The organism is Streptomyces sp. NPDC059247 (assembly GCF_042754005.1).
GTDB lineage: Bacteria > Actinomycetota > Actinomycetes > Streptomycetales > Streptomycetaceae > Streptomyces.
The window spans coordinates 361,318-388,277 of the sequence record NZ_JBHYZW010000003.1; the positions used below are offsets into that span (position 1 = coordinate 361,318).

24 protein-coding genes are annotated in these 26,960 nt (G+C 72.8%); 9 read left to right on the forward strand and 15 right to left on the reverse strand.

What is annotated here, in order from left to right; translation table 11 throughout:
• The first annotated feature begins 51 nt into the window (after positions 1–51).
• Positions 52–528 carry a bacterioferritin gene (gene bfr, locus ACFXGN_RS08680; protein ID WP_041128810.1) on the forward strand — a complete coding sequence of 159 codons (477 nt, stop codon included), beginning with the start codon at positions 52–54 and terminating at the stop codon, positions 526–528.
• Between the two features lie 9 nt (positions 529–537).
• Here bfr and ACFXGN_RS08685 read toward each other — a convergent pair whose 3' ends face one another.
• Together ACFXGN_RS08685 and ACFXGN_RS08690 are read right to left on the reverse strand one after the other, a co-directional pair.
• The gene (locus tag ACFXGN_RS08685; protein ID WP_384855289.1) at positions 538–777 is read right to left on the reverse strand and encodes a bacterioferritin-associated ferredoxin; all 240 of its coding nucleotides are present in this window, start codon (positions 775–777) and stop codon (positions 538–540) included.
• A gap of 132 nt (positions 778–909) precedes the next feature.
• Positions 910–2,262, reverse strand: a complete 1,353-nt coding sequence (locus tag ACFXGN_RS08690) for a class II 3-deoxy-7-phosphoheptulonate synthase (protein WP_384855291.1) — start codon at positions 2,260–2,262, stop codon at positions 910–912.
• A 178-nt stretch (positions 2,263–2,440) separates the two neighbouring features.
• Between ACFXGN_RS08690 and ACFXGN_RS08695 the strand changes: the two genes are divergently transcribed.
• The 3 genes from ACFXGN_RS08695 to ACFXGN_RS08705 all read left to right on the forward strand — a co-directional run bounded on the left by ACFXGN_RS08695 (position 2,441) and on the right by ACFXGN_RS08705 (position 7,356).
• Positions 2,441–5,224 (forward strand): N-acetylmuramoyl-L-alanine amidase, encoded by a 2,784-nt coding sequence (locus tag ACFXGN_RS08695; RefSeq protein ID WP_384855293.1) that lies wholly within the window; start codon positions 2,441–2,443, stop codon positions 5,222–5,224.
• A gap of 92 nt (positions 5,225–5,316) precedes the next feature.
• Positions 5,317–5,373 carry a trp operon leader peptide gene (locus tag ACFXGN_RS08700; protein WP_351779871.1) on the forward strand — a complete coding sequence of 19 codons (57 nt, stop codon included), beginning with the start codon at positions 5,317–5,319 and terminating at the stop codon, positions 5,371–5,373.
• Between the two features lie 99 nt (positions 5,374–5,472).
• Complete coding sequence (locus tag ACFXGN_RS08705) at positions 5,473–7,356, forward strand: anthranilate synthase family protein (RefSeq protein ID WP_384855296.1); 1,884 nt, start codon at positions 5,473–5,475, stop codon at positions 7,354–7,356.
• A gap of 81 nt (positions 7,357–7,437) precedes the next feature.
• On the opposite strand, the gene ACFXGN_RS08710 is transcribed toward ACFXGN_RS08705, so the two are convergent.
• From ACFXGN_RS08710 to ACFXGN_RS08725, 4 genes are all read right to left on the reverse strand, one after another.
• Positions 7,438–8,439, reverse strand: coding sequence for a 2-hydroxyacid dehydrogenase (locus tag ACFXGN_RS08710; protein ID WP_384855298.1), 1,002 nt, complete (start codon positions 8,437–8,439; stop codon positions 7,438–7,440).
• 169 nt (positions 8,440–8,608) lie between these two features.
• Positions 8,609–9,259, reverse strand: coding sequence for a response regulator (locus ACFXGN_RS08715; RefSeq protein ID WP_384855900.1), 651 nt, complete (start codon positions 9,257–9,259; stop codon positions 8,609–8,611).
• Positions 9,260–9,279: 20 nt separating this feature from the next.
• Positions 9,280–10,500, reverse strand: a complete 1,221-nt coding sequence (gene macS, locus ACFXGN_RS08720; RefSeq protein ID WP_384855300.1) for a MacS family sensor histidine kinase — start codon at positions 10,498–10,500, stop codon at positions 9,280–9,282.
• A 37-nt stretch (positions 10,501–10,537) separates the two neighbouring features.
• Positions 10,538–11,269 (reverse strand): lysophospholipid acyltransferase family protein, encoded by a 732-nt coding sequence (locus ACFXGN_RS08725; protein WP_384855902.1) that lies wholly within the window; start codon positions 11,267–11,269, stop codon positions 10,538–10,540.
• A gap of 176 nt (positions 11,270–11,445) precedes the next feature.
• Between ACFXGN_RS08725 and ACFXGN_RS08730 the strand changes: the two genes are divergently transcribed.
• The gene (locus ACFXGN_RS08730) at positions 11,446–12,228 is read left to right on the forward strand and encodes an alpha/beta hydrolase (protein WP_384855302.1); all 783 of its coding nucleotides are present in this window, start codon (positions 11,446–11,448) and stop codon (positions 12,226–12,228) included.
• Positions 12,221–12,937 carry a hypothetical protein gene (locus ACFXGN_RS08735; protein ID WP_384855304.1) on the forward strand — a complete coding sequence of 239 codons (717 nt, stop codon included), beginning with the start codon at positions 12,221–12,223 and terminating at the stop codon, positions 12,935–12,937. The genes ACFXGN_RS08730 and ACFXGN_RS08735 overlap by 8 nt, the downstream gene beginning before the upstream one ends.
• A gap of 84 nt (positions 12,938–13,021) precedes the next feature.
• Here the strand turns inward: ACFXGN_RS08735 and ACFXGN_RS08740 are convergent, their stop codons facing one another.
• The 6 genes from ACFXGN_RS08740 to ACFXGN_RS08765 form a co-directional block, all read right to left on the reverse strand.
• The gene (locus ACFXGN_RS08740) at positions 13,022–13,768 is read right to left on the reverse strand and encodes an endonuclease/exonuclease/phosphatase family protein (RefSeq protein ID WP_384855306.1); all 747 of its coding nucleotides are present in this window, start codon (positions 13,766–13,768) and stop codon (positions 13,022–13,024) included.
• A 149-nt stretch (positions 13,769–13,917) separates the two neighbouring features.
• On the reverse strand, positions 13,918–14,859 hold the full coding sequence (locus ACFXGN_RS08745; protein WP_384855308.1) for an ROK family glucokinase: 942 nt from the start codon (positions 14,857–14,859) through the stop codon (positions 13,918–13,920).
• A gap of 66 nt (positions 14,860–14,925) precedes the next feature.
• On the reverse strand, positions 14,926–15,399 hold the full coding sequence (locus ACFXGN_RS08750) for a DUF5304 domain-containing protein (protein ID WP_384855311.1): 474 nt from the start codon (positions 15,397–15,399) through the stop codon (positions 14,926–14,928).
• A 42-nt stretch (positions 15,400–15,441) separates the two neighbouring features.
• A complete protein-coding gene (locus ACFXGN_RS08755) occupies positions 15,442–16,764 on the reverse strand; it encodes an ArsA family ATPase (RefSeq protein WP_384855312.1) in 1,323 nt (440 codons plus the stop codon).
• A gap of 57 nt (positions 16,765–16,821) precedes the next feature.
• Positions 16,822–17,265 carry an SRPBCC family protein gene (locus ACFXGN_RS08760; protein WP_384855315.1) on the reverse strand — a complete coding sequence of 148 codons (444 nt, stop codon included), beginning with the start codon at positions 17,263–17,265 and terminating at the stop codon, positions 16,822–16,824.
• Positions 17,266–17,379: 114 nt separating this feature from the next.
• On the reverse strand, positions 17,380–18,147 hold the full coding sequence (locus ACFXGN_RS08765) for a metallophosphoesterase (RefSeq protein WP_384855317.1): 768 nt from the start codon (positions 18,145–18,147) through the stop codon (positions 17,380–17,382).
• A 256-nt stretch (positions 18,148–18,403) separates the two neighbouring features.
• Between ACFXGN_RS08765 and ACFXGN_RS08770 the strand changes: the two genes are divergently transcribed.
• Positions 18,404–20,209, forward strand: a complete 1,806-nt coding sequence (locus ACFXGN_RS08770; RefSeq protein ID WP_384855320.1) for an AMP-dependent synthetase/ligase — start codon at positions 18,404–18,406, stop codon at positions 20,207–20,209.
• 272 nt (positions 20,210–20,481) lie between these two features.
• Here ACFXGN_RS08770 and ACFXGN_RS08775 read toward each other — a convergent pair whose 3' ends face one another.
• On the reverse strand, positions 20,482–21,624 hold the full coding sequence (locus ACFXGN_RS08775; protein WP_384855322.1) for a glycosyltransferase family 4 protein: 1,143 nt from the start codon (positions 21,622–21,624) through the stop codon (positions 20,482–20,484).
• Between the two features lie 89 nt (positions 21,625–21,713).
• On the opposite strand from ACFXGN_RS08775, the gene ACFXGN_RS08780 reads away from it, so the two are divergent.
• Positions 21,714–22,979, forward strand: a complete 1,266-nt coding sequence (locus ACFXGN_RS08780) for a glycosyltransferase 87 family protein (protein ID WP_384855325.1) — start codon at positions 21,714–21,716, stop codon at positions 22,977–22,979.
• 88 nt (positions 22,980–23,067) lie between these two features.
• A complete protein-coding gene (locus tag ACFXGN_RS08785) occupies positions 23,068–24,540 on the forward strand; it encodes a DUF2079 domain-containing protein (RefSeq protein WP_384855327.1) in 1,473 nt (490 codons plus the stop codon).
• Positions 24,541–24,631: 91 nt separating this feature from the next.
• Here the strand turns inward: ACFXGN_RS08785 and ACFXGN_RS08790 are convergent, their stop codons facing one another.
• Positions 24,632–25,855, reverse strand: a complete 1,224-nt coding sequence (locus ACFXGN_RS08790) for a hypothetical protein (RefSeq protein WP_384855330.1) — start codon at positions 25,853–25,855, stop codon at positions 24,632–24,634.
• Positions 25,856–25,937: 82 nt separating this feature from the next.
• Entirely contained in the window at positions 25,938–26,945 is a 1,008-nt protein-coding gene (locus tag ACFXGN_RS08795; protein WP_384855332.1) for an NlpC/P60 family protein, read from the reverse strand.
• Between the last annotated feature and the right edge of the window lie 15 nt (positions 26,946–26,960).

Consider the following 26,960-nt stretch of genomic DNA (forward strand, 5'->3'; position numbering starts at 1 on the left):
CCGTTCCGAACGGTGACGACACAGCCACACAGCGTGGAAGGAGCCTCTGCGATGCAGGGCGACCCCGAGGTCCTCGAATTCCTCAACGAGCAGCTGACCGGCGAGCTCACGGCCATCAACCAGTACTGGCTGCACTACCGCATCCAGGACAACAAGGGGTGGACGAAGCTCGCCAAGTACACCCGTGAAGAGTCCATCGACGAGATGAAGCACGCGGACAAGCTGACCGAGCGCATCCTGATGCTCGACGGTCTGCCCAACTACCAGCGGCTCTTCCACGTACGGGTCGGCCAGACGATCACCGAGATGTTCCAGGCGGACCGCCAGGTCGAGGTGGAGGCGATCGACCGGCTGCGGCGCGGGATCGAGGTCATGCGGGCCAAGGGGGACGTGACGTCGGCCAACCTCTTCGAGGAGATCCTGGCCGACGAGGAGCACCACATCGACTACCTGGACACCCAGCTGGAGCTGATCGAGTCCCTGGGCGAGGCGCTCTACCTCTCGACGCTCATCGAGCAGCCGAGCTAGACGACCGCCTCAGGCGGCCCGTCCCAGATCGACGACGGGCTCCGCCGCGAGGGCGGGCGCACCCTGGTCCACCAGCTCGCGCCGGGGGCAGGCACCGCGCCCGAGGATGGCCTGAATGCGACGGACGCAGGATCCGCAGTCCGTGCCCGCCTTGCAGGCGGAGGCGATCTGCCGGGGGGTGCAGGCGCCCGCGTCGGCGTGCTCCTTGACCTGCTTCTCCGTGACACCGAAGCAAGAGCAGACGTACAACGCGGTTCACCTCCCGCCGTGATCGATAAGGCTAACCTAACCTTACCCGGCTCCGAGGGACCCCAAAAGCCCCGGATACGACGATGGGGCGCGGATCACATGGATCCGCGCCCCGTCGTCGTACGCGCTCGCCTACTGGTCCCGGTACATCTCCGCGACCAGGAAGGCCAGGTCGAGGGACTGGCTGCGGTTGAGGCGCGGGTCGCAGGCCGTCTCGTAGCGCTGGTGCAGGTCGTCGACGAAGATCTCGTCGCCGCCGCCCACGCACTCGGTGACGTCGTCACCGGTGAGCTCGACGTGGATGCCGCCCGGGTGGGTGCCCAGCGCCTTGTGGACCTCGAAGAAGCCCTTGACCTCGTCGAGGACGTCGTCGAAGCGGCGCGTCTTGTGGCCGGAGGCCGCCTCGAAGGTGTTGCCGTGCATCGGGTCGGTGACCCAGGCGACGACCGCGCCGGAGGCGGTGACCTTCTCGACCAGCTCGGGCAGCTTGTCGCGGACCTTGTCGGCGCCCATGCGGACGATGAAGGTCAGTCGGCCCGGCTCGCGGTCGGGGTCGAGCCGGTCGATGTACGTCAGCGCGTCGTCCACCGAGGTCGTCGGGCCCAGCTTGATGCCGATCGGGTTCGAGATGCGCGCGGCGAACTCGATGTGGGCGTGGTCGAGCTGCCGGGTGCGCTCACCGATCCAGACCATGTGGCCGGAGGTGTCGTACAGCTTGCCGGTGCGCGAGTCCGTACGGGTCAGGGCACCCTCGTAGTCGAGCAGCAGCGCCTCGTGGGAGGCGTAGAACTCGACGGCCTTGAACTCGGCCGGGTCGGTGCCGCAGGCCTTCATGAAGTTCAGCGCGTTGTCGATCTCGCGGGCGAGCGCCTCGTAGCGCTGGCCGGAGGGCGACGAGCGCACGAAGTCCTGGTTCCAGGCGTGCACCTGGCGCAGGTCGGCGTAACCACCGGTGGTGAAGGCGCGGACCAGGTTCAGCGTGGAGGCGGAGGCGTGGTACATCCGCTTCAGCCGCTCGGGGTCCGGGATCCGGGACTTCTCGTCGAAGCCGAAGCCGTTCACCGAGTCGCCCCGGTACGTCGGCAGGGTCACGCCGTCGCGGGTCTCGGTGCCCTTGGAGCGGGGCTTCGAGTACTGGCCGGCGATGCGGCCGACCTTCACCACGGGCACGGAGGCCGCGTAGGTGAGGACGGCGCTCATCTGGAGCAGCGTCTTGAGCTTGGCCCTGATGTGGTCGGCGGACACGGCGTCGAAGGCCTCGGCGCAGTCGCCGCCCTGGAGCAGGAACGCCTCGCCACGGGCGACGGCTCCCATCCGGGCGCGCAGCTGGTCGCACTCGCCGGCGAAGACGAGCGGAGGATACGACTCGAGGTCCGCGATCACATCGCGCAGAGCCTCGGCATCGGGGTACTCGGGCTGCTGCGCCGCGGGCAGGTCTCGCCAGGTCGCCTTGGCGACGGCGTGGGAATCAGCGTTCACGGTCACAAGCACAACATTACGGGGTTCTTCGCCCGGTCCCGTCCGCCTGCCCAGTGGCTGAGACGCGCCGTCCGGAATGTCCACCGCTGATCTTCACGCCATCGGGTGGTGTTACCCTCGGGCCCGTTTCACCGGAACCCGTTCCACAAGAACACAGTGGACCCAGTCGAACACAGGGGTGGGCGTGACCCAGAGGCACCGCAGAGACCGCCGGAAAAGACGACTCCTGTACGGAGCGTCGGCCGCCGTCGTCGCCACCGCCACGATCGGCACCCTCGCGGTCGCCTCACCGGGCCTCCTCGGCGCGACCGCGGACCAGGCGTCCGGAGGCGATCTTCCCCTCCGGACCCAGTTCGCGAACGCGGCGCGCGAGTTCGACGTGCCGCAGAGCGTGCTGATGGCGGTGTCGTACCAGCAGACCCGCTGGGAGTCGCACGACGGCGAGCCGAGCACCACCGGCGCGTACAACGTGATGGGTCTGACGAAGGTCGATCCCGGCGACGTGGCGCAGAAGGTCACGGACGAGCAGATCGACCACTTCAACGGCTCCGGCCGCCCGGAGATCGAGAAGAAGTTCGACCGCGAGCTGGTCCGCCGCATCCTGGAGAAGGCCGTCGTCGACACCGACGACCCGCGCCTGCACACCCTGGACAAGGGCGCCGAGCTGATCGGCAGCTCCACGGAGACCGTGCAGAACGACACCGGGGCCTCGATCCGGGCCGGTGCCGCGCTGCTCGCCGACTACCAGAGGCAGGCCGGTGCCGAGCTGTCCGGGGAGCCGGGCGACTGGTACCCGGCCGTGGCCCGCTACAGCCAGTCCCCGGAGCGGAAGGGCGCCGACCTCTTCGCGAAGCGCGTCTTCGCGTCGATCAAGGAGGGGGAGCGGGCGCTCACCCTCGACGGCGAGCAGGTCACCCTGCCCGCCGACCCTTCGGTCGAGCCGGTCAAGCCCTCGAACGTACCGCTCGCGGCCAGCCCCGCGACCACGGCGGCGGCCCCGGTCACCGAGTGCCCGACCAGCCTGAACTGCGACTTCGTCCCGGTCCGCGTCGACCCGGGCGGCGCGCGCAACTACACCCCCGCCAGCCGCCCCGACCAGGGCGTCGGCATCCGGCAGATCGTGATCCACGACACCGAGGGCCCCTACCAGGGCTCCCTGGACACGCTGACGAACCCGAGGGGCGCGGGCAGCGCGCACTATCTGATCCGGGCCCAGGACGGCCAGGTCACCCAGATGCTGGAGAACAAGCAGCTGGCGTGGCACGCGGGCAACTGGACGCTCAACATGCACGCCATCGGCGTGGAGCACGAGGGCTTCGCCATGAAGGAGGGGAGCTGGTTCACCGAGCCGCAGTACCGCTCCTCCGCCGAACTGGTGAAGTTCCTGGCGGACAAGTACGACGTGCCGATCGACCGCGAGCACATCATCGGCCACGACGAGGTGGCGCTCCAGACGGACAACCGCCTGTCCAGCCTCCACTGGGACGCGGGCCCGTACTGGGACTGGAACTACTACATGTCGCTCCTGGGCGCCCCGCAGGGCGACAAGGGCGCGGGCGGCCTCCTCCGGGCCGGCCAGGTGGTCCGCGTGGTGCCCCCGTTCACCACGGCGAACCAGCCGAAGCTGACCACCGGGAGCGTCGCCGCCGCCGCGCGTCCGGCCAACTTCGGCTACCTCTACACCTCGCCGTCGACGACCGCCGCGACGATCAAGGACCCGTACTTCAACTCGCTGTGGACCGAGGGCTCCAACTACGGCAACAAGGTCCGCGCGGGCGGCTCGTACGTGGTCGCCGAGGCCCGGAACGACTGGACCGCGATCTGGTACGCGGGCACCAAGGCCTGGTTCCAGAACCCCGGCGGGCAGTACACCGTGCCGGTGAGCGGCGCCACGACCGTCAAGGTCAGGGCCGGGGCCTCCTCGGCCAAGATCTACGGCCGCGCCTTCCCGGAGACCGCCGCCTACACCGCGGCGGGTCTCGCCGCCCCCGGCGACGAGAACGCCTTCCTGACGAAGTTCACCTTCGACGCCGCGCAGTCCTATGTGAAGGCCGGTCCCGCGGTGCCGGGCGACGACTGGTTCGGCTCCGCGCAGAAGAACGTCGTCGGCCAGACGCTGTACGTCCCGATCCGCTTCCACCACAAGATCACCTGGGTGAAGCAGAGCGACATCGTGGAGGCCCCGGGCGCCGCCCCCGCCGCCACGAACAACCGCTACAACCTCCTCGCCCGTGACACCTCCGGTGTCCTGTGGCAGTACCAGGGCACCGGGGACGCCACCACGCCGTTCCTGACGCCCTACCGGGTCGGCGGCGGCTGGCAGATCTACAACACCGTCACCCCCCTGACGGCCCTCCGTGCCGACGGCACCGGTGACGCCGTGGCCAGGGAGCCCTCCGGCGTGCTCTGGTACTACCAGGGCAGCGGCAACCCCTCGGCGCCCTTCAAGGGACGGCTGCGGGTGGGTCCCGGCTGGCAGATATACGACCAGGTCATCGGCGTCCGCGACCTGACCGGGGACGGCAGGCCGGACCTGATCGCCCGCGAGAAGTCCGGGGTCATCTGGCTCTACCAGGGCACGGGCACCCCCTCCAGGCCGTTCGCCGCCCGGGTGAAGATCGGCACGGGCTGGCAGATCTACAACAACATCATCAGCACCGGCGACCTGACCTCGGACGGCAAGGCCGACCTGATCGGCCGGGACGCCGCGGGCGTGCTCTGGCTGTACAAGGGCACCGGCAGCGCCACCGCCCCGTACGCCGGGCGCGTCAAGGTGGGCACCGGCTGGCAGATCTACAACAGCATCGTCGGCCCGAGCGACCTCACCGGCGACGGCAGGGTCGACTTCGTGGGCCGGGACGCCTCCGGCGTCCTGTGGCTCTACAAGGGCACCGGCAGCGCCACCGCCCCGTACGCGGGTCGCACGCAGATCGGCCCCGGCTGGCAGAAGCACAACCTGATCTTCTGACCGGTTCTCCCGTGGTCCCACGGGGCCCGTTCCCACCGTCCACGGTGCGGAACGGGCCCCGTTCCCGTCTCCGGCTGGGTTACAGTGCTGCCATGTTCGCGCCCCTGATCCAGAACTGGTGGTGGACCGCTCATCCGGCGGCCCACTGATCGCGCGTACACCGACACACGCACAGGCCGCCCGAGGGGCGGCCTTTCTCGTGCCCGGGGCCGTTCCTCTCCGCACTCCCACGGAAGGAACGACGGACCATGGACCTCTCCCGTCTCCTCGACGACTCCTGCCCGCCCTTCGCCCTGCTGCGCCGCCGCACCCCCGGCCGCGACCACGACACCGTCGAGGTCCTCCTCGGCCCGGTCCACGAGGCCGAACGGCTGGCCGACCTGCCGGTGAGCGACCGTCCGACGCTCGCCCTGGTGCCGTTCCGGCAGATCAGGGAGCGCGGCTTCGACGTCCGCGACGACGGCACCCCGCTCTCCGTCCTCGTCGCCGACGAGACCCACGAACTCCCCCTCGCCGACGCCCTGGCCCAGCTCCCGGCGCACGACGTACGCGTCGAGGGCGGCGGCTTCGACGTCTCCGACGAGGAGTACGCCGGGACCGTGCGGCGGGTCGTCGAGGAGGAGATCGGCTCCGGCGAGGGCGCCAACTTCGTCATCCGGCGCACCTACCGGGGCGAGATCCCGGGCTTCGGCCGGGCCGACGCGCTCGCCCTGTTCCGGCGGCTGCTCACCGGCGAGCGGGGCGCGTACTGGACCTTCGTCGTGCACACCGGCGACCGGACGCTCGTCGGGGCCAGCCCCGAGGTCCATGTGCGCATGTCGGGCGGCACGGTCGTGATGAACCCGATCAGCGGCACGTACCGCTACCCGGCGGGGGCCGCCCCCACCGCCGAGGGCCTGCTCGCCTTCCTCGGCGACCGCAAGGAGACCGAGGAGCTGTCGATGGTGGTCGACGAGGAGCTGAAGATGATGTGCACGGTCGGCGACCGGGGCGGGGTAGTGATCGGCCCGCGCCTGAAGGAGATGGCGCACCTCGCGCACACCGAGTACGAGCTGCGGGGCCGTTCCACCCTGGACGTGCGGGAGGTGCTGCGGGAGACGATGTTCGCGGCGACCGTCACCGGCTCGCCCGTGCAGAACGCCTGCCGGGTGATCGAGCGGCACGAGCCGCTCGACGCCGACGGGATCGCCCGCGGCTACTACGCGGGCGCCCTCGCCCTGCTCGGCACCGACGCCCACGGCGCCCAGACCCTGGACTCCCCCATCCTGATCCGTACGGCGGACATCGCGGCCGACGGGCGGCTGCGGGTCCCGGTCGGCGCGACGCTCGTCCGGCACTCCGACCCGGCGGGCGAGGTCGCCGAGACCCACGCCAAGGCCGCCGGGATCCTCACCGCCCTCGGGGTCCGCGAGGGCCGTCCGGCGACCGGTCACGCGGCCCCGGCGGCACTGGCCGACGACCCCAGGGTCCGGGCCGCCCTGGACGCGCGCCGGGCGGACCTCGCGCCGTTCTGGCTGCGGATGCAGGAGCGGTCGGCCGAGCTGTCGGGGCACGCCCTGGTGGTCGACGCCGAGGACACCTTCACGGCGATGCTGGCGCACGTCCTGCGCTCCTCGGGCCTGGAGGTGTCGGTGCTCCGCTACGACGAGCCGGGGCTGCGCGAGCTGGCGCTCGCCCATGAGGGGCCGGTGGTCCTGGGGCCCGGCCCCGGCGACCCCTCGGACGCCGCCGACCCGAAGATGCGGCTGCTGCGCGGGCTGACGGGCGAGCTGGTGCGGGAGCACCGGCACGGTCTCCTCGGGGTGTGCCTCGGGCACGAGCTGATCGCCGCCGAGCTGGGCCTGGAGATCGTCCGCAAGCGGGTCCCGTTCCAGGGGGCGCAGCTGCGGATCGACCTCTTCGGGCAGGAGCGGACGGTCGGCTTCTACAACAGCTTCACGGCCCGCTGCGACGACCGGGCGGCCACGGAGCTGGCGCTGCACCGGATCGAGGTGAGCCGGGACGCGGAGAGCGGTGAGGTGCACGCGCTGCGCGGGCCGGGCTTCGCGGGGGTGCAGTTCCACCCCGAGTCGGTCCTGACGACGGAGGGCGCGGCGCTGACGGCCTCGTTGCTGGCGGGTGTGCTGGTCTGAGGGACGACGGCCACGGGCCCGCCGGTCCCCGGGGGACGGCGGGCCCGTGGACGGCGGGCGGGGTGCCCGGGTCGGGCGGGGTCAGGAGGTGAGCCGGGGGACGAGGACGTTCTCGCCGCGTCGTCCGGCGAGGTGGTCGAGGACGTTGGAGACCGTGGTGTCGATGATCTGGCCGACCGCGTCGGTGGTGTAGTACGCCTGGTGGGAGGTGACCACCACGTTCGGGAAGGTGACGAGCCGGGCGAGGGTGTCGTCCTCGACCGCCTCCAGGGACTTGTCGAGGAAGAAGAGCCCGGCCTCGGCCTCGTACACGTCGAGTCCGATGCCGGTGAAGCGTCCGGCCCGCAGTTCGGCGACCAGGGCCCCGGTGTCGATGAGCCCGCCCCGGCTGGAGTTGACGAGGATGGCGTCGTCCTTCATGGCCTTGAGGGCGGCGGCGTCGATGATGTGCTGGGTCGACGGCAGCAGCGGCACGTGGAGGCTGATGAGGTCGGACTCGGCGAAGAGCCGTTCCTTGTCGACGTACCTCATGCCGAGTTCCACGCAGGCCGGGTTCTCGGCGACGTCCCAGCCGAGGAGGTTCATGCCGAAGCCGTGGGCGATCCGGGTGAACGCCTCGCCGATCTTCCCGGTGCCGAGCACGCCGACGGTACGGCCCCGGAAGTCGCGGCCCATCAGTCCGTCGAGCCGGAAGTCGAAGTCCCGGGTCCGGTTGGAGGCGCGGACGATCCGCCGGTTGACGGCGGTCGCCAGGGTCCAGGCGAACTCGGCGACGGAGTACGGCGAGTAGTACGAGACCCGGGCGACGGTGAGGCCGAGCCGCTCGGCGACCTCCAGATCGATGTTGTTGAAGCCCGTGGAGCGCTGGGCGATCATCTGGGTGCCGCCCGCGGCGAGGGTCTGCAGGACGCGGTGGTCGAGGCTGGCGTTGACGCTGGTGGAGATGACCTCGTAGCCCGCCGCGATGGGGGCGGTGTCCTCGGTGAGGAAGACCCCGAGGCAGCGCACGTCATGCTTCCCCTCGAACGCCTTCTCGATGAGGGGCCTCTCGTCCGCCTGCACGCCGAATGCCAGGATTTCCACGGGATTCCCCTCGTGCCGGTGATGGGTCGGACACTCCCGATCATCGCTCATCGGCGGCGGGTCCGCCCGCCGCGCCCGGCACGCGGGTGCCGGGCGGCCGGGCGGCCGGGCACGGGGGCGCGGGGCAGCCGGGCGCGGGGGTGCCGGGGGCCCCGGCACCCGGCCCGGCTCAGGCGTCGTCGAGACCGCGCTCGATGGCGTACCGGACCAGCTCCACCCGGTTGTGCAGCTGGAGCTTGCCCAGGGTGTTCTGGACATGGTTCTGCACCGTGCGGTGCGAGATCACCAGGCGCTCCGCGATCTGCTTGTAGCTGAGGCCCTTGGCGACCAGCCGCAGGACCTCCGTCTCGCGCTCGGTCAGCCGCGGGGCCTTCGACTCGTCGGCGCCGGACGCCGGGGCGGGCTCGGAGGCGAGACGGCGGTACTCGCCGAGGACGAGACCGGCGAGACCGGGGGTGAAGACGGGGTCGCCCAGCGCCGTCCGGCGCACGGCGTCGGTCAGCTCCTCCGTGCTGGCCGACTTCAGGAGGTAGCCGGTGGCACCCGACTTCACCGCCTCCAGGACATCGGCGTGCTCGCCGCTCGCCGAGAGGACCAGGACCTTCGGTCCCCCGGCCCGCCCGCCGACCAGTTCCTTGCAGACCTGGACGCCCGGCTTCACCGGCAGGTTCAGGTCCAGGACGAGGACGTCGGGTCCGGCGGCGAGGGCGCGGCGCACGGCCTGCTCGCCGTCCCCGGCGGTGGCGACGACGTCGAAGCCCGCCTCCGTCAGATCGCGGGCCACCGCGTCCCGCCACATCGGGTGGTCGTCCACCACCATCACCTTGATCGGCTGCTCGCTCACTGCTTCCCTGCCTTCCCCCGGGGGACCTTCAACTCGACTTCCGTGCCCTGGCCGGGGACCGAGACCAGTTCGGCCGTACCGCCCAGATCCCGCAGTCTCCCCCGGATGGAGAGGGCGACCCCCATCCGGCCCTCCCCCTCGGCCTGCGCGAGACGGCCCTCGGGGATGCCGGGCCCGTCGTCCCGTACGGTCACGACGATCTCGTCCGGCCAGTCCTCGACGAGGATCCAGGCCCGCGCGTCCTCACCGGCGTGCGCCCGTACGTTGTCCAGGGCGGCGCCGACGGCGGCGGCCAGCTCGCGGGCGGCGGGCGGCGGGAGCAGGACGGGTGCGCCCGGCTCGGAGAGGGTGACCCGGGCGCCGGCCCGGGGGGCCAGCAGCAGCCGCAGGTCGAGGGGCGTGTCGTCACCGCCGTGCGGGAGGTCGTCGTCCACCTCGACGACCCGGACGACGGCCCCCTCGGACTCGTCCTCGGAGACCAGGCTGGGCCGGATGAGGCCGCCCGCGACGAGGGTGCGCAGGGCCACCTCCTGATCGCCCGCCATCCGGCCGAGCTCGGCGGCCTCGCCGCCGAGGGCGGTGCCGCGCCGCTGCACCATGGCGAGGACCTGGAGGACGCTGTCGTGGATGTCCCGGGCGAGGCGCTCCCGCTCGCGGGTGGCGGCCTCGATCTCCAGGGCGCGGGCGAGGGTGCGCTCCGAGGCGCGGGCGACCTCGACGACGTATCCGATGGCGATGGAGGCCACCCAGACGAGCAGCACGTTGTGGAGGGTGTCCCGGCTGGGCTGGCCGCGCTGGACGATGTTGGCGACGGCGACGAGGGAGGAGGCGACCCCGGCCCAACGCCAGCCGCCCTTGATGGCGTACGCGAGGACGGCGCCCGCCGTCCATATCGACGGCAGGGTGGTGCCGTCGACGGTCCGTGCCTGGACGTCGGCGAGCGGGGTGAGGAGGATGCCGACGAGGGCGACGGTGAGGTCGGCGACGAGGAAGCGCTTGGTGCAGCTGACCGCGTTGGCGACCCTGGGGAGGGTGGCCAGGGTCCAGACGCACAGCACCGCCAGATAGACGACGCCGATCCAGGGCCGCTCGTAGCGCTCCTGGCCGAAGGCGAACAGCAGGACCGCGTAGACCATGGTGAGGAGGCGGTAGCCGGTCAGCGCCCGCCACAGCGGCTGCTCGACCGACATCCGCACGACACGCTCGCGCCTGGCCATCTCCCCCACCCCCCGGACGTCCCCCGTCGGGACCGTCCTACGCGCCGGACTCTTCCCGGGCCGCGATCTCTGCCTTCACGGCCTCCTTGGCCGCCTTCTCGGCGTCCGCGAGCTGCCGCTTGGCGGCGGTCGCGTAGATGTCGACGTACTCCTGGCCGGACAGCTTCATGATCTCGTACATGACCTCGTCGGTCACCGAGCGGAGGATGAAGCGGTCCCCCTCCATGCCCTGGTAGCGGGTGAAGTCCAGCGGCTCGCCGATCCGGATGCCCGGTCGCATCAGCTTGGGGACGACCTTGCCGGGCGGCTGGATCTTCTCCGTGTCGATCATGGCGACCGGGATCACGGGGGCGCCGGTGGCCAGCGCCACCCGGGCCAGACCGCCGGGCTTGCCCCGGTAGAGGCGTCCGTCGGGCGAGCGGGTGCCCTCGGGGTAGATCCCGAAGAGGCCGCCCTTCTCGATGACCTCGATGCCCGCCCTGATGGCCGCCTCGCCCGCGCCCCGGGCCCCCGAACGGTCCACCGGGAGCTGCCCCACGCCCTTGAAGAAGGCGGCGGTGAGCTTCCCCTTCACGCCCGGCGAGGTGAAGTACTCGGCCTTGGCGATGAAGGTGACCTTGCGGTCGAGGACCGCGGGCAGGAAGAAGGAGTCGGAGAACGACAGGTGGTTGCTCGCCAGGATCGCCGGGCCCTCGGCGGGGATGTTCTCCAGACCCTCCACCCAGGGCCTGAAGGCGAGCTTCAGGGACCCTCCGAGGGAGAACTTCATCGCGCCGTAGATCAACTCGTCATGCCTTCCGTGTGCCGTCCCGACGACTTTATCCCGTACCGGCGCACGCCCCCCGCTACGGCCCTGGTCGGTGTCGGTCCGGTCGCGTACGGTGAAGGTCCTTCCCCATTTCCGTCGCTTCGGCGCATCCGAAGTCGAACGAACAGGAGACCCCGGTGCCGGTCCTTCCCGGAGCCGAGCCGTACCGCCACGAAGGCGGAGAGGTCGGCGTCCTTCTCTGTCACGGATTCACCGGTTCCCCGCAGTCGATGCGCCCGTGGGCCGAGTACCTGGCCGCGCGCGGGCTGACCGTGTCGTTGCCGCTGCTGCCGGGCCACGGCACCCGCTGGCAGGACATGCAGCTCACCACCTGGCAGGACTGGTACGCGGAGGTCGACCGGGCGCTGCGCGAGCTCCTGGAGCGGTGCTCGGCCGTCTTCGTGTTCGGTCTCTCCATGGGCGGGGCGCTGACCCTGCGGCTCGCCGCCAGGCACGGGGACTCCGTGCGGGGCGTCGTGGTGGTCAACCCGGGCAACAAGGTGCACGGGCTGAGCGCGTACGCGCTGCCGGTCGTCCGGCATCTGGTGCCCTCGACGAAGGGCATCGCGAGCGACATCGCCAAGGAGGGCGTGGCCGAGGTCGGGTACGACCGGGTGCCGCTGCACGCGGCGCACTCGCTGCGGCAGTTCTTCCGGACGGTCGACGCGGAGCTCCCCCAGGTCACCCAGCCGGTGCTGCTGCTGCACAGCCCCGAGGACCATGTCGTACCGCCGGTCGACTCGGCCCGCGTCCTGTCCCGGATCTCCTCGACGGACGTCCGGGAGGTCCTGCTGGAACAGAGCTACCACGTCGCGACGTTGGACCATGACGCGGAGCGGATCTTCGACGAGAGCCTGGCCTTCGTCGAGCGTCTCGCCCCCGGACTGGTCGACGAGAAGGAGAGCAGGAGCGGTGGCTGAGCAGCAGGACGGCGGCGAGCGGGAACCGCAGCCCATCGACGAGGAGGCGGCGTGGGCCGCGATCGTCGCCGGGTACGGCGAGGAGCCCGCGGATCCTCCGGAGACGAAGCCGTTCCGGCCGGTCGAGGACCTGAGCCTGCCGGAGCCCGAGCCGGAGGACGGGGCGGAGAAGCGGGCCGGGAAGGGCGCCGGGGACGGCTCCGGGGAGGCCGGACCGGCGTCCCCCGGTCCGGTCGCGGGGAAGGGGACGCTGTGGAAGCCGCGTCCCACGCCCGGGGAGGACGGGCCGAAGGGCGCCGAGGGGTCCGGGACGGACGGTGACGGTGATGGGGAGCCGGGGCCCGAGCGGCCCGCGCTCGGCAGCTCCGTGGTGTTCGCGCCCGGGGTGGGGCCGACCGGTCCCCGGGACTACTCGCCCAGGGAGCCGGACGACGGGCCGGGCGGTACGGAGGAGGGGCACTTCGTGCCGCCGGAGCCGCCGCCGCTGCCCGAGACGGACGCGACGACCAGGTTCGCCTGGCTGGCCGTGATCGGCGGCCCGGTCCTGATGCTGCTCGCCGTGCTGCTCCAGTGGGACATGACCTGGTGGCTGACGACGCTCTGCCTCGGCGGCTTCCTGGGCGGCTTCGCGACCCTGGTGGGCCGTATGAAGCACGACGACGAGGACGAGGACGGCTTCGACGACCCGGGACGCGGGGCGGTGGTGTAGACGGGTGCCGGGCCCGGGGCGCGACCCCTGCCCGGCACCGCGCGGGGGCGGGCCTGCGGGGCGTCCGGGCGTGACCAGGGCGTTTCAGGGGGTCGCGGGGACGCGGACCGCCGCCAGGACCGGGAGGTGGTCGGTGGCGGCCCGCAGGTCGGCCGGGTCGAGGCCGGGCGGCACCCCGCAGCCGAGGAACTCCACGCCCGGGGTGGCCAGGACCGCGTCGATCCGCTGGTGCGGGTCGGCCGGGGTCGAGGTGAACTCGCCGCCCCAGGGCCGGGCCGCCCAGCCGTCCGTGAGCCCGGCGGCCAGCCGCCGGAAGGCGGGCCCGTCCGGCCGTTCGTTGAGGTCCCCGCCGACCAGGGCGTACGGGGTGCCCAGCGCGGCGACCCGGTCGAGGACCATGCCCGCCTGCGCGTACCGCTCGTCCTTCCGCAGGCTCAGATGGCAGCTGACGACCCCGACCCGGGCGCCCGCGAAGCGGACGACGGCGGTCGCCAGGCCCCGCCGGTGCAGTCCCGGGGTCAGCGGCAGCAGGACGTCCTCGGTGCGCTCCACGGTGGCCCGCAGCGAGCAGAGCAGCAGCGGTCCGGCGGCGGTGGCGCCGCCGCTCAGGACGACCAGTTCGCTCTTCGCGGCGAGCCGGGCCGCGTGCTTGCGCCACCGGAAGAACCGCGGGGCCTCCTGCACCAGGACCAGGTCCGGCGCACAGGCCCGGATGACGCGGGCGAGGGCGTCCTCGTCGTCGCGCATCGAGCGGATGTTGTAGGAGAGGACCCGGAGGACGGCCGAACCGTCCTCCTCGGTGCGGGAGTTGGGCAGCTCGCTGTTCGCCATGGCACGTAAGGTACGACAACCGCCCGCCGCGTCCGGCGGGGACGCGACGGGCGGTGGCCCTCAGTCTTCGTACGGGTGCCCGGCCCTGGCTCGTACGGTGCTCACGGTCTCGGCTCGTACGGTGCTCGGCCCTGGCTCCGTACGGGGGCTCAGCCCTGGCGGGCCAGGTCCGCCGCGCCGACCAGACCGGCCTTGTTGCCGAGCTGGGCCGCGAGGACCTGGGCGTGCGGGCGCCACTGGCCGCCGATCAGCCAGCGCCGGAAGGACTTGCGGATCGGGTCGAGGACCAGTTCGCCCTCGTCCGAGACGCCGCCGCCGACGATGAACGCCGACGGGTCGAAGAGCGAGGCCAGGTCGGCGAGACCGGCGCCCGCCCAGCGGGCCAGCTCGCGGAAGGAGTCGACGGCGACCGGGTCACCGGCGCGGGCCGCCTGGCTGACGTGCTTGCCCTCGACGCCCTCGGGGGTGCCGTCGCCGAGGGAGAGGAGGACCTCGGCGTTCTCGGGGGTGGCGGCGGCGCGCTGCCGGGCGTACCGGACGAGGGCGCGCCCGGAGGCGTACTGCTCCCAGCAGCCCTGGCTGCCGCAGCCGCAGAGCAGACCGTCCGGGACGACCCGGATGTGGCCGAACTCCGCCGCCACGCCGAAGCGTCCTCGGCGCAGCTTGTTGCCGATGATGATGCCGCCGCCGAGACCGGTGCCGAGGGTGATGCAGATGACGTCCTCGTGGCCCTGGCCCGCGCCGAAGCGGTACTCGCCCCAGGCGGCGGCGTTGGCGTCGTTCTCGACGACGACGGGGAGGCCGATCCGCTGCTCGACCTTGTCCTTCAGCGGCTCGTGCCGCCAGTCGATGTTCGGGGCGAAGAGGACGGTGGCGCGCTTGTCGTCGACGTAGCCCGCGGCTCCGATGCCGACGGCCTCGACCGCGTGGCCCCGGCCCGCCTCGGACACGGCGGTGCTGATCGCGTCGACGATGCCCTCGGGGGTCGGAGGGGTCGGCACCTTGTGCGTGTCGAGGATGTTGCCCTCCTCGTCGACCACGCCGGCCGCGATCTTCGTGCCGCCGATGTCGACGCCGATGGTGAGTCCCATGTGTCCCTCAGTTTTCGGTCGAGCCCCGCTGGGGCCCACCGTACCCGAGGGGGACGGGCCCGCCGGTCAGTCGAGGTCGATGTGCTGGCCGGTTCCCGGCCCCTCGTCGTCCCCCCGGTCGGGCCGCTCGTCGGCGGGGCGTCCCGGGGCCGCGTCGCCGCGGGGGTCCGAGGGGTCGTCGGCGGGGGTGGCACCGCCCCGGGTCCAGCGGCTCTCGTGTCCCTCGACGGCGGAGCGGTAGGCGGCGAGCAGTTCGCCGCCCGCCGCCGCGAGGTGGTCGAAGACCTGCGGATTGCGTTCGATGACGGGCTCGACGACGGACTTCGCCTGGTTGACGAGCTGCTGCACGGTCTGCGCGGCCTGTCCGGCGAGCAGCGGGTTGCCGAGTCCGCCGGAGACCTTCTCGGCGACGGCTTCGAAGAGCTTGCGCAGCTCCTCGGCGGGGGAGCCGGGCTCCGCGCCGTGCCGTGCCCTGCGGCGGGCCTTCTCCGCCTCCAGGTCCTCGGCACACGCCTCGGCCCAAGGGTCCGGATCGCTCATGGCGTACTCCTCCGTGGTGGTACTTCGACGGTACACGCCCGCTCAGGGGGTACGGGGCCAGAGCCCGGGGTCGGGGGTGAAGCGGACCCGGAGGTCGCCGTCGACGAGTCCGGCGCCGGTGACGGTGCAGCGGCGCAGGGCGGCGGGCAGGGCGACGGCCCGGCGGAAGGCGCCGACGGTCAGGAGGAGTTCGTCACCGCGCCGGACGAGGGCCAGCTCGTCCTTGACGGCCCCGGGGAGGCGGATGTGCCAGACGAGGACGCCGTCCGCCTCGCGCCGGTCCTCGACGGCCCAGGCGGGGGCGGGTACGGGCGCGGTCGGCGCCCCGGCGGGGGCGAGCGGGGCGAGGTCCCCGGGTCCGCGCGGGTCACGGCCGAGGTGCGGCAGCTCGTACACGGGGGTGCCGGGGTCCCCGGCGGCGCGCAGCTCCGCGAGGTGCCGGTGCTGCGCGGTGGCGAGGGCGGCCAGCCAGGGGTCGCCGGAGCCGGCGGGCAGCAGCCGGTTGGCGGCGACGGCGTCGAGGGAGAGGCCCTGGAGGGCGAGGCCGAGGCGGGCCTCGCGCAGGGCGCGGAGGGCGGCGGGGCCGGGTTCGACGACGAGCCGGACGCTGGTGCCGGGGGCTTCGACGACGGCCTGGACGGCGGCCAGCTCGGTCTCCCAGCGGGCGGTGGCCTCGTACAGCCGCTGCGCGGGCATGGGCACTCCGGCGAGCTGGGCGAGCATCGGGCGCAGCGCGCGGGCGGCCTGCCGTTCCGGGGGCAGCAGGCGGCGCAGATAGCGGCGGAGCTGCTCGGGCAGGGCGAGCAGGGCGAGGGCCTCGGTGAGCGGCGGCAGGTCGACGACGGCGAGGTCGTGGCCGCCGGAGGCGGCGTCGCGGAGGGCGCGCAGCAGGGCGAAGGACCGGCTGCCGGGGAGTTCGGTGAGCTCGGCGTCCTCGAAGGGCGTCGCGCCGAGCAGGTCGAGGACGGTGCCGGACCGGTCCTGGAGGGCGAGGAACTCGCGCCGGAAGCCGTCGGCGGGCCGGGGGCGCACGAGCCGGAGCCGCCCGGTGTCACGGCCGCCGGGCCGGGGGGCGGTTCCGTCCGTACGGAGGGGAGCGGTTCCGTCCGTACGGAGGGGGTCGGCGTCCGCGGGGAGCGGACCGGGGTCCGCGTGGAGCGGGTCCGCGTTCCCGTGGAGCGGGTCCGGGTCCCCGTCCGTACCGAGCGGGTCCCCGTCCATGCGGAGCGGACCGGTACGGAGTGCGCCGGGGTCCTCGGAGACGAGAACGACGCGGTGTCCGGACCGCGCCCCGGCGAGGGCGGTCGCGGCGGCGACGGTGCTGCGCCCGGCGCCGCCGAGGCCGGTGACAAGGATGATCCGCATGTGGGGGACGTTACCCGTGGCCTCCGGCGGCCCGGCCGGGAGGACCGGTCCGGGGGCTCACGCCCCGGATTCGACGCGCTTCTTCAGACCGTCGAGGGCGCGGTCGATGATGACCTTCTCCGCCTTGCGCTTGATCATGCCGAGCATGGGGATCTTGACGTCCACGGTCAGCTGGTAGGTGACCTCGGTGCGGGTGCCGCCGCCGAGCGCGGCCAGCCGGTAGGAGCCGTCGAGGGAGCGGAGCATCTGGGACTTGACCAGGGTCCAGCTGACCTCGTCGGCGCCGGTCCAGGTGTAGGCGAGGGTGTGGTCGTCGCGGATCGCGCCCGCGTCGAGGACGAGCCGGACCTTCTCCGCGCGCCCGGCGTCGTCGGCGGCCAGGACCTCGGCCTCCTTCACCTCGCCGGTCCACTCGGGGTAGCGGGCGAAGTCGGCGATCACGCGCATGACGTCGGCCGGTGCCGCCTCGATGGTGATGCTCGAGCTGGTGTGTTCGGCCATCGGGGTGGCTCCTCCACGGTGCGGTCCGGCGGAAGTCAAGGGGCACAGGTGTGCCGACGAAAGGCTATCGCGCCCTGACGCGCCGTCCGTCACCCCGGGCCTCCCGCCGGGGGCTCACCACTCCAGCGCCCAGGGCGTGCCCGTGGAGGCGAAGTGGCCGACGTTGACGCACTCGGTGGCGCCGATCCGCATCCGGCGGACCAGCGGCTGGTGGACGTGGCCGAAGAGGTGGTAGCGGGGCCGGGTGCGCCGCAGGGCGTCGAGCAGGGCGCGGCTGCCGCGTTCGAAGCGGCGGGCGACCGTGTCGTAGGTCAGCTCGGGGACGTCCGGGGGGATGTGCGAGCAGAGGACGTCGACCTCGCCGAGGGCCTCGACCTTGGCCGCGTACTCCTCGTCGGAGATCTCGTACGGGGTGCGCATCGGGGTGCCCAGTCCGCCGCCGACGAAGCCGAAGACCAGTCCGCCGATCTCGGCCCGCCCGCCGTCGAGGACGGTCGTGCCGGGCCGGACGAAGTCGGGCCAGAGCCGGGGGATGTCGACGTTGCCGTAGGTGGCGTACGTAGGGGTGGGGAAGGCGGCGAAGAGTTCGGCGTACTGGCGGCGGACGGCGGTCTCGATCGCGGTGTCGCGGTCCACGTCGAGCCCGGCCCACAGGCTGCGGCCCAGCTCACGGGCCTCGTCGAAGCGGCGGGCGGTGCGCAGCTCGACGATCCGGTCGGCGTTCTCGACTCCGAAGAGGTCGGGGAAGATGCCCCGGCCGTGGTCGGCGTAGTCGAGGAAGAGGACCAGGTCCCCGAGGCATATGAGGGCGTCGGCGCCCTCTCCGGCCCGCGCGAGGGCCTCGGCGTTGCCGTGCACGTCACTGACCACATGGACTCGCATGGCCCTCACCTTAGGGGGTGTCACCTGCGGTTACTTCCGAGTCGGGAAACCGGTGGATTACTGTGCGGAGAGCACCTTCACACGTGTGTGACGCACGGAACATCTCACCGGGACCCCCTATCGGGAATCGCGTACCGGTGGGTAACGTCCGGGCCGTCCAGTCGTGCTCACCCCCAGTGAGCAGCAGCCAGATCTTGGACTTCACCGGTGCATCCCACAGAGCCGTGGCGCCGGCGCCCGATGAGGAGCAGCAGTCTTGCGCGAGTTCAGCCTTCCGGCCCTGTACGAGGTCCCCGCGGACGGCAATCTGACGGATCTCATCCGCCGCAACGCCTCCCAGCACCCAGACGTGGCCGTGATGGGCCGCAAGGTCGACGGAGGGGACGGCGGGTGGGCCGATGTGACCGCCGCCGAGTTCCTCGCCGAGGTCCGGGGCGCCGCCAAGGGCCTGATCGCCGCGGGTGTCGAGCCGGGCGACCGGGTCGCGCTGCTCTCCCGGACGCGCTACGAGTGGGTACTCCTCGACTTCGCGATCTGGAGCGCGGGCGGGGTGACCGTACCGGTGTACGAGACCAGCTCGGCGGAGCAGATCCAGTGGATCCTCGGCGACTCGGGGGTGACGCTGGCGCTGGTGGAGAACGCGGCGCACGAGGCGTCGGTGGAGTCCGTACGGGCGAACCTGCCCGAGCTGCGGAGCGTGTGGCGGATCGAGGACGACGTGGTGGCCCGGCTGGCCGCCTCCGGCGCGGAGGTCTCCGACGAGCTGCTCGACGCGCGCATGTCGGCGGCGAACGCGGACGACCCGGCGACCATCGTCTACACCTCGGGCACCACGGGCCGCCCCAAGGGCTGCGTCCTGACCCACCGGGCGTTCTTCGCCGAGTGCGGCAACGTGGTGGAGCGCCTGAAGCCGCTCTTCCGGACGGGTGAGTCCTCCGTCCTGCTGTTCCTGCCCGCCGCGCACGTCTTCGGGCGGCTGATCGAGGTGGCCTCGGTGATGGCCCCGATCCGTCTCGGCTGCCTCCCCGACATCAAGACCCTCACCGACGAGCTGGCCTCGTTCCGGCCGACCCTGATCCTGGGGGTCCCCCGGGTCTTCGAGAAGGTCTACAACTCGGCGCGGGCCAAGGCGCAGGCCGACGGCAAGGGCAAGATCTTCGACAAGGCCGCGCACACGGCGATCGCGTACAGCCGGGCGCTGAGCACCCCGCAGGGCCCGTCCCTCGGTCTGCGGGTGAAGCACAAGATCTTCGACAAGCTGGTCTACGTCAAGCTGCGCACGGTGCTCGGCGGGCGCGGCGAGTACGCGATCTCGGGCGGCGCGCCGCTGGGCGAGCGGCTCGGGCACTTCTTCCGGGGCATCGGCTTCACCGTCCTGGAGGGGTACGGCCTGACGGAGTCGTGCGCGGCGACGGCGTTCAACCCCTGGGACCGGCAGAAGATCGGCACGGTCGGGCAGCCGCTGCCGGGGTCGGTGGTGCGGATCGCCGACGACGGCGAGGTGCTGCTGCACGGCGAGCACATCTTCTCGGGGTACTGGAACAACGAGGCGGCGACGGCCGAGGCGCTGGCGGACGGCTGGTTCCACACGGGTGACATCGGCACCCTGGACGAGGACGGCTATCTGGCGATCACCGGCCGGAAGAAGGAGATCCTGGTGACGGCCGGGGGCAAGAACGTCGCTCCGGCGGTCATCGAGGACCGCATCCGGGCGCACGCGCTGGTCGCGGAGTGCATGGTGGTCGGCGACGGGCGGCCGTTCGTGGGCGCGCTCGTCACGATCGACGAGGAGTTCCTGGGCCGCTGGGCCGCCGAGCACGGCAAGCCGGCGGGCTCGACGGCCGCCTCGCTGCGAGAGGACGCGGAGCTGCTCGCGGAGGTCCAGCGGGCGGTCGACGACGGCAACGCGGCGGTCTCGAAGGCGGAGTCGGTCCGCAGGTTCCGCATCCTGCCCGCGCAGTTCACCGAGGAGGCGGGGCACATCACGCCGTCCCTGAAGCTGAAGCGGAACGTGGTGGCGAAGGACTTCGCCGACGAGATCGAGGCGATCTACCGGGCCTGAGGCCCGGGGCGGGAGGCACGGAACGGCCGGGGGCTCCGGGACGCACACCGTCCCGGAGCCCCCGGCCGTTCTCCGTACGGCTCAGCGGGGCGAGGCCGTGCGGGAACGGCTCCGCGCGGTCGGCGCCGGAGCCGTTCTCCGTACGGCAGGGTGCCGAACCGTTCTCCGTACGGCAGGGTGCCCGGCCGTTCACGTACGGCCCGGCGACCGGCCTTTCACCCCACGGCCCGGCGCCCCGGGCGTTCGCCGCGCCGGGGCGTTCCGCGTCCGGGCTACAGCAGTTCCCTGAGTCGTTCCGCCAGCAGGTCCCAGCGCCACTTCTCCTCGACCCAGGCGCGGCCCCGCTCCCCCATGCGGGCCCGTAGCTCCGGGTCCAGGAGGAGGGTGGTGATCCGGTCGGCGGAGTCCTCGGGGGAGCCGCCCCGGACGACCCAGCCGGTCTCGCCGTCGAGGACGGCGTCGGGCGCGCCGCCGGAGTCGCCCGCGACGACCGGGAGACCGGTCGCGGAGGCCTCCAGGTAGACGATGCCGAGGCCCTCCACGTCCAGGCCCCCGCGCCGGGTGCGGCACGGCATGGCGAAGACGTCACCGGCCCCGTAGTGGGCGGGCAGCTCCGACCAGGGGACGGCGCCGGTGAAGCGTACGGATCCGGCCACCCCGGTCTCGGCGGCGAGCCGGTGCAGGTCCTTCTCGTAGGGGCCGCCGCCGACGATCAGGAGGACCGCGTCGGGGACCTCGCGCAGGATCAGCGGCATCGCCCGGATCAGGGTGTCCTGGCCCTTGCGCGGGACGAGCCGGGAGACGCAGACGACGACCGGGCGGTCGGTGAGTCCGAGCGCGGCGCGGACCCCGGCGCCCCCGGAGCCGGGGTGGAAGGTCTTCTCGTCGACGCCGGGCGGCAGCTGGGTCATGCGGGCGGCGGCGGCGGGCGTGAGGGCCCCGGCGATCCGGGAGCGGGTGTACTCGCCGAGGTAGGTCAGGGTGTCCGTGCCCTCGCCGATCCGCCGCAGCAGCCGCCGGGAGCCGGGCAGTTGCGCCCAGCCCGCCTCGTGGCCGTGGGTGGTGGCGACCAGACGGCGGGCGCCCGCCTTCCGCAGCGCGGGGCCCATCAGTCCGAGCGGCGCGGCGGCGCCGAACCAGACCGACCCGCAGTCGTGCTCGCGGAGCAGTGCGGTGGCGCGGGCGGTGACCCGGGGAGTGGGCAACAACATGGTGGTGCGATCCCGGACCACCGTGAAAGGCTGTTCGGCGTCGAACGCGGCCGTCGCCTCGGTCCCTTCCCTGCCGTGCTTCCACGTGGACGCGTAGACGACGATCCGTTCGGGGTCCAGACGGAGCGCCATGTTGTGCAGGAAGGCCTGGATTCCGCCGGGACGGGGCGGGAAGTCGTTCGTTACGATCAGGGTCTTGTGCATCGTGGCCGACAGTACCGCGCGCGCACCCACCGCCCAGCACCACCACTCCCCCGCGCGAGCGGGCCGACAGGACAGGCACCAGGACGGGCATGACGGGCGCAACCGGGAACAGCTCTCGCACGACCTTCGCACTCCCGCTCGGGCTCTGGGGCCTGACCCGGATCGTCCTCCTGCTCTGCGTGTTCAAGGTGGTCGTCGTCCCCGGCCCGGACACCACCGCCGAGGTGACCGACATCTACCGGGGCTGGTACGAGGTCCTGGAGACGGGGGTGTACCCCCGGTCCGACGCGACCTGGCAGTACCCGCCGGCCGCCGCCTTCGCGATCCTCTCGCCCGCGCTGCTGCCGTTCCTCGACTACACGGCCGCGTTCTTCGTCCTGGCCCTCGTGTGCGACGCCTTCGTCTTCGGTCTGCTGGCGCACACCGGCCGTCGGCCGGGCCGGTCGATGCGGGGTGCCTGGCTCTGGCTGGCGGCGGTGCCGCTGCTGGGCCCGACCGCGTACGCGCGCTACGACATCATGGTGGCCGCGGTCGCGGTGGCGGCGCTGCTCGCGGCGATCCGCAGCCCGCTGGTGCTGGGAGCGCTGACCGGGTTCGGCGCGGTCCTGAAGGTGTGGCCCGCCCTGCTGCTCGCGGGGACGCCCAAGGGGCGGGCGACCTGGCGTTCCTGGCCCGTCGCGGCGGGGGCGGCGGTGGGGGTGCTGGCGCTGTGCGCGGTGTGGATGCCCGGTTCGCTGGCCTTCCTCTCGTACCAGAGCGAGCGGGGGACGGAGGTCGAGTCGCTGGGCGCGATGGTGTTCCACGTGGCCCGGCACTTCGGCTGGGAGGGCGAGGCGCGGATGAACTACGGCTCGATGGAGTTCCTCGGCCCGTACGTCTCGTGGGTGTCGGCCCTCTCGATGGGGCTGACGGTGGCGGCCTTCTGCTGGCTGGCCTGGTGGCGCTTCAGGGCCCGGCGGTTCGTGACCTCGACGACGGCGGACGCGGCTTTCGTGGCGGTGCTGCTCTTCACCCTGACGAGCCGGGTGATCTCGCCGCAGTACATGGTCTGGCTGTTCGCCCTCGCCGCGGTCTGCCTCGCCTACCGGTCGAGCAGGATGCGGTTCCCGGCCCATCTGGTGCTGTGGGCGACGGCGGTCACGCAGTTCGAGTACCCGGTCTGGTTCTCGCACGTGACGGGGAGCGGTCCGCTGGGCATCGCCGTGCTGTTCCTGCGCAACGGGCTGCTCGTGGCCGCCGCCTTCTCCGCCTGCCGCGTCCTGTGGCGGCACACGGTGATGGAGACCGATCCGACGCGCCTCTCCGTCCCGGCGGACCGGCCGGACCGGGAGAAGGTACTGGCGGGGTCGGTCTGAGTGGTACGGATCGGTCTGGCCCCACGACCTTCGCACACCGCTGCTAATCTAGGACACCTTTACCCCCCTGTTAGGTTCTTCTGCCGACATGAACACCTCGAATCTCGCGGTCGACACACCTCAGCGGATCACCGGGGCAGGGGGTGGTGAGGGAGCCGCGCGGAAAGCGCCCGAGGCCGGGCGGAGGAGGCTCTCGGCCGCCGTCCCGCTGGTCTCGGTCTCCGGCGGTTTCTTCCTGGTGTATCTGCTCCTGTCGGCACGGCGCCACGCGACGAATCTGTCCACCGGGTACGACCTGGGGATCTTCACCCAGATCGTGCGGTCCTACTCCGAACTCTCCGCGCCCTACTCGGCGCTGAAGGGTCCGGAGTACAACACGCTCGGGGACCACTTCCATCCGGTCCTCGCGCTGCTGGGGCCGGTCTACCGGGTGTTCCCGTCCAGTTACACCCTGCTGGTGTGCCAGGCGGCACTCGTCGCCTTCTCCATAGTCCCGCTGATGAAGTGGGCGCACGAGGTGCGGGGGCGGAGGTTCGGCTACTGGGTCGGCGTCTCCTACGGGGCTTCCTGGGGTCTCGCCAAGCTGATCGGCTTCGACTTCCACGAGGTCGCCTTCGCCGTTCCGCTGCTGTCCCTCTCGCTGTGCGCCGCGGGCCGGGGGAAGTGGCGTTCGGCCGCCCTGTGGGCGCTCCCGCTGGTGCTCGTGAAGGAGGACCTGGGCCTCACCGTGGCCGCGATCGGCCTCTATGTGGCCTGGAAGGGACCACGGGCCACGGGGATCGCGGTGGCCGTCTTCGGAGTGGCCGCGACGGCCGTGGAGATGCTGGTGGTCCTCCCGTACTTCAACCCCCTCGGGCAGTTCGCCTACTGGCCTCCGGAGGCGGCCGAGGAGGCGGGGCTGCTGATGCAGGCCGCCGGAGCGCTGTGGCCTCCGGTCAAGTGGCTGACCCTGCTCATGATCGTCGCGCCCACCGGTTTCCTCGCCCTCAGGTCCCCGCTGCTGCTGGTCGCGCTGCCGACCCTCGCCTGGCGCTTCACCTCGTCGAACCCGTACTACTGGGGGACGGACTTCCACTACAGCGCGGTCCTCATGCCCATCGCGTTCGCCGCCGCCGTGCACGCGGTCGGCACCGGCCTCAAGGGGCGGCGGATCGTGCCCGCCTGTGTCGTCGGAGCGGTGGTCACGGGCGTCACCCTGTTCACCCATCCCCTGCACGAGCTGGCGCTGCCACGGACGTGGAACGAGTCCGCCCGGGTGCGGACGGCGGACGCGCTGCTCGACAGGATCCCCGACGGCGCCACGGTGGCCGCGTCGAACCGGCTGGTGGCCCAGCTCGCGGACCGGACCGTGGTCAGCGAGGTCTGTCTGTTCCCCCGCTCCTTCCCCCCGGCGGAACCACCGGAGTGGATGATCTACGACGCCACCGACAACACCGATCCGGACTGCGCCACCGGAAACCTCCTGGAATCGGACACCCCCGAAGTCCCCGGCTACCGGACCGTCGAGACCCGGGACGGGATATCCCTGCTGAGGAGAACCGGGGAACGGACCGCCCCGTAAGGACGCCGGTCGGGCCAGACCGACAGACCGACAGGTCAGCGGGCCAGCAAGTCTGCGGGCCAGCAGGTCTGCGGGCCAGCGGGCCAGCGGGTCAGGTCAGCCGTTCCGTCAGATAGGTCCGCCAGTCGGTGGTGAACCGTTCCGGAGTGGTGTCCAGGACCGTCCGCAGGGCCCGTTCCACCGCGCCGTCCCGGGACGGGTGCGCGCCCACCGCGCGGTAGAAGGCGTTCAGCCTCTCCTCGCCCCAGCGGTCCGCGATCAGTTCGCAGGCCAGCCAGCCTCCCTCGTAGGCTCGCGCCAGGGCCTCCGGGTCGCCGCCGAAGGCGAAGTCCTCGTCCTGCGGGAGCCGGGCGGGCAGCTCGCCCGCGAGGACCGCGCGGCGCAGTTCGGGGGCCGCCTGGGCGGGGGCGCGTCCGGTGCCCCGGTAGGCGATCCGGTCGGCGAAGCCCTCGGAGAGCCAGACCGGGGTCGAAGGGGTGGTGGCGGCGCGGGTGGCGACATGGACGGTCTCGTGGGTGAGGACGAGCTGTCTGCCGAAGTCGCCGAGCACCCCGTACGCCTCCGGGTTGACGATCACCCGGTCCGCCGGGGCGTCCGTGCCGCCCCGGGTCTCCCCGGTGGTGACGGCGGCGATGCCCTGGTAGCCGGAGCCGGGCGCGCCCAGGAGTTCCCCCATGCCGTCGAGGGAGCCGGGGACGAGGACGACGACCTGCCGGGCCCAGGGGTAGGGCCAGGCGGCGGTGACGGCGGGTACCGCGCGGTCGGCCTCGTCGGCGATCTCCCGGAGCCGCCCGGCGCTCTGGCCGGTGCCGAGGACGAGCGACCGGGCGCCCCGGACGACCGTGACGTCGCCCTGTTCCCAGAGCTGCCGGGGCGCTCCCCGGTCGGGGCGGTCGCCGGTGAGGTACCAGCGGCCGTCCCGTTCGACGAGGTCGAGGAGGCGGGCGCCGGTGACGGGCCGCCGGTCGTGGCCGCGGAGCCGGTAACCCAGCTCGGCGCGGACGGCGAGCCGGTCGGGCGCGGTGCGTTCGGTCCCGGTGACCTGGTAGGTCCAGCCGTCGAGCGGCACCTCGGCGAGCCGCCGGTAGAGGGTGAGCGCGGCGGGGGCGTACGCGGGGTCGAGGGCGGCGCGGTAGCCGGGTTCGTCGCGGGTGAGGAGCGCGCGGGCGTGGCGGTCGAGGAGGGCCCGCACCTCCCGCACGGCCGGTTCGGTCGCGGGCGGGGCGGAGCAGCCGACGAGTCCGGTGAGGGCGAGCAGCAGGGCGAGCAGACAGGCCGTCGCCGACCGTCGCGCTCCACACCCCTGACCTGCCACGCCTCCGATCGTACGGTCGGAGGGCGGGGGTCCGCTCCCGGGGCGGGCGGCCCGGTGCGGGCGCCCGGCGGACGCGGCCGGGTCAGACCCGGGTGACGGTCGCGTGCGACATCATGCCGACCGGGTCGTAGCGGACCCGGGCGCCCGGGTAGGGGGCGTGGATGACCTGTCCGCCGCCCGCGTAGATGGCGACGTGGCTGGCGTCGCCCCGGTAGGTGACGAGGTCGCCGGGCTGCGCCTGGGAGAGCGGCACCCGGCGGCCCGCGTACCGCTGGGCCGAGGAGGTGCGCGGCAGGCTGATCCCGGCCTGCCGGTACGACCAGACCATCAGGCCCGAGCAGTCGAAGCCGGACGGTCCTGTGGCCCCCCACACGTACGGCTTGCCGATCGCGCTGCGGGCGGCGAGCACCGCGGCGGCGGCACGCGAGGAGGCGGGGCCGAGGTCGGCCGGCGGCGGTTCCTCGGCGCGTCCGCCGGAGCGGGAGGCCCGGTCGAAGTCGGCGCGCTCCTGGAAGGTGAGGCCGGCGAGGACCCGGCGGGCTTCGGCGAGTTTGCGTTCGACGGTGCGTTTGTGGCGGGCGACCTCGGTGCGGCTGCGTTCCAGTTCGGTCAGGGCGGTCCGGCCCTCGGTGCGCCGCTGGTCGAGGCGGCGCTGTTCCCGCTGGAGTTCGCCGAGGGCGGCGCCCTGCCGGGCGGTGATCCGGTCCAGGGCGGTGGCCCGGTCCAGGTAGCTGTCCGGTTCGGAGGAGAGCAGCAGGGCGAGGGCGGGGTCGATGCCGCCGGAGCGGTACTGGGCTCCGGCGACCGCGCCGAGCGCGCCCCTCATGCGGTTGATGCGCTCCTGGCCCCGGGCGAGGGCGTCCTGTGCCCGGGAGACCGTGCGCCGCAGCTCGTCCGCCTTCTCGTCGGCCTTGTTGTAGCCCTCGGTGGCCTGCTCGGCCTCTTCGAAGAGGCGGTCCACGGTGGCGCGGGTGGCGGCGGGTCCGGTCCCGGGGTCGGCGCTCGCGGGTACGGCTCCGAGGGACGCCGCGGCGGTGGCCGCGGCGGCGGTGAGGACGGTGACCCGGGCGGGTCGGCGGTGGGACGCCACGGATCGCGCTCCGTT

Bases quoted from the DNA above. Each gene is read 5' to 3' on its own strand.
- bfr (WP_041128810.1), top strand. From the start codon at position 52: ATGCAGGGCGACCCCGAGGTCCTCGAATTCCTCAACGAGCAGCTGACC.
- ACFXGN_RS08705 (WP_384855296.1), top strand. From the start codon at position 5,473: ATGGACCTCTCCCGTCTCCTCGACGACTCCTGCCCGCCCTTCGCCCTG.
- ACFXGN_RS08715 (WP_384855900.1), bottom strand. From the start codon at position 9,259: ATGGTGGTGGACGACCACCCGATGTGGCGGGACGCGGTGGCCCGCGAT.
- macS (WP_384855300.1), bottom strand. From the start codon at position 10,500: ATGGCCAGGCGCGAGCGTGTCGTGCGGATGTCGGTCGAGCAGCCGCTG.
- ACFXGN_RS08725 (WP_384855902.1), bottom strand. From the start codon at position 11,269: ATGAAGTTCTCCCTCGGAGGGTCCCTGAAGCTCGCCTTCAGGCCCTGG.
- ACFXGN_RS08740 (WP_384855306.1), bottom strand. From the start codon at position 13,768: ATGGCGAACAGCGAGCTGCCCAACTCCCGCACCGAGGAGGACGGTTCG.
- ACFXGN_RS08745 (WP_384855308.1), bottom strand. From the start codon at position 14,859: ATGGGACTCACCATCGGCGTCGACATCGGCGGCACGAAGATCGCGGCC.
- ACFXGN_RS08750 (WP_384855311.1), bottom strand. From the start codon at position 15,399: ATGAGCGATCCGGACCCTTGGGCCGAGGCGTGTGCCGAGGACCTGGAG.
- ACFXGN_RS08755 (WP_384855312.1), bottom strand. From the start codon at position 16,764: ATGCGGATCATCCTTGTCACCGGCCTCGGCGGCGCCGGGCGCAGCACC.
- ACFXGN_RS08760 (WP_384855315.1), bottom strand. From the start codon at position 17,265: ATGGCCGAACACACCAGCTCGAGCATCACCATCGAGGCGGCACCGGCC.
- ACFXGN_RS08765 (WP_384855317.1), bottom strand. From the start codon at position 18,147: ATGCGAGTCCATGTGGTCAGTGACGTGCACGGCAACGCCGAGGCCCTC.
- ACFXGN_RS08775 (WP_384855322.1), bottom strand. From the start codon at position 21,624: ATGCACAAGACCCTGATCGTAACGAACGACTTCCCGCCCCGTCCCGGC.
- ACFXGN_RS08780 (WP_384855325.1), top strand. From the start codon at position 21,714: ATGACGGGCGCAACCGGGAACAGCTCTCGCACGACCTTCGCACTCCCG.
- ACFXGN_RS08785 (WP_384855327.1), top strand. From the start codon at position 23,068: ATGAACACCTCGAATCTCGCGGTCGACACACCTCAGCGGATCACCGGG.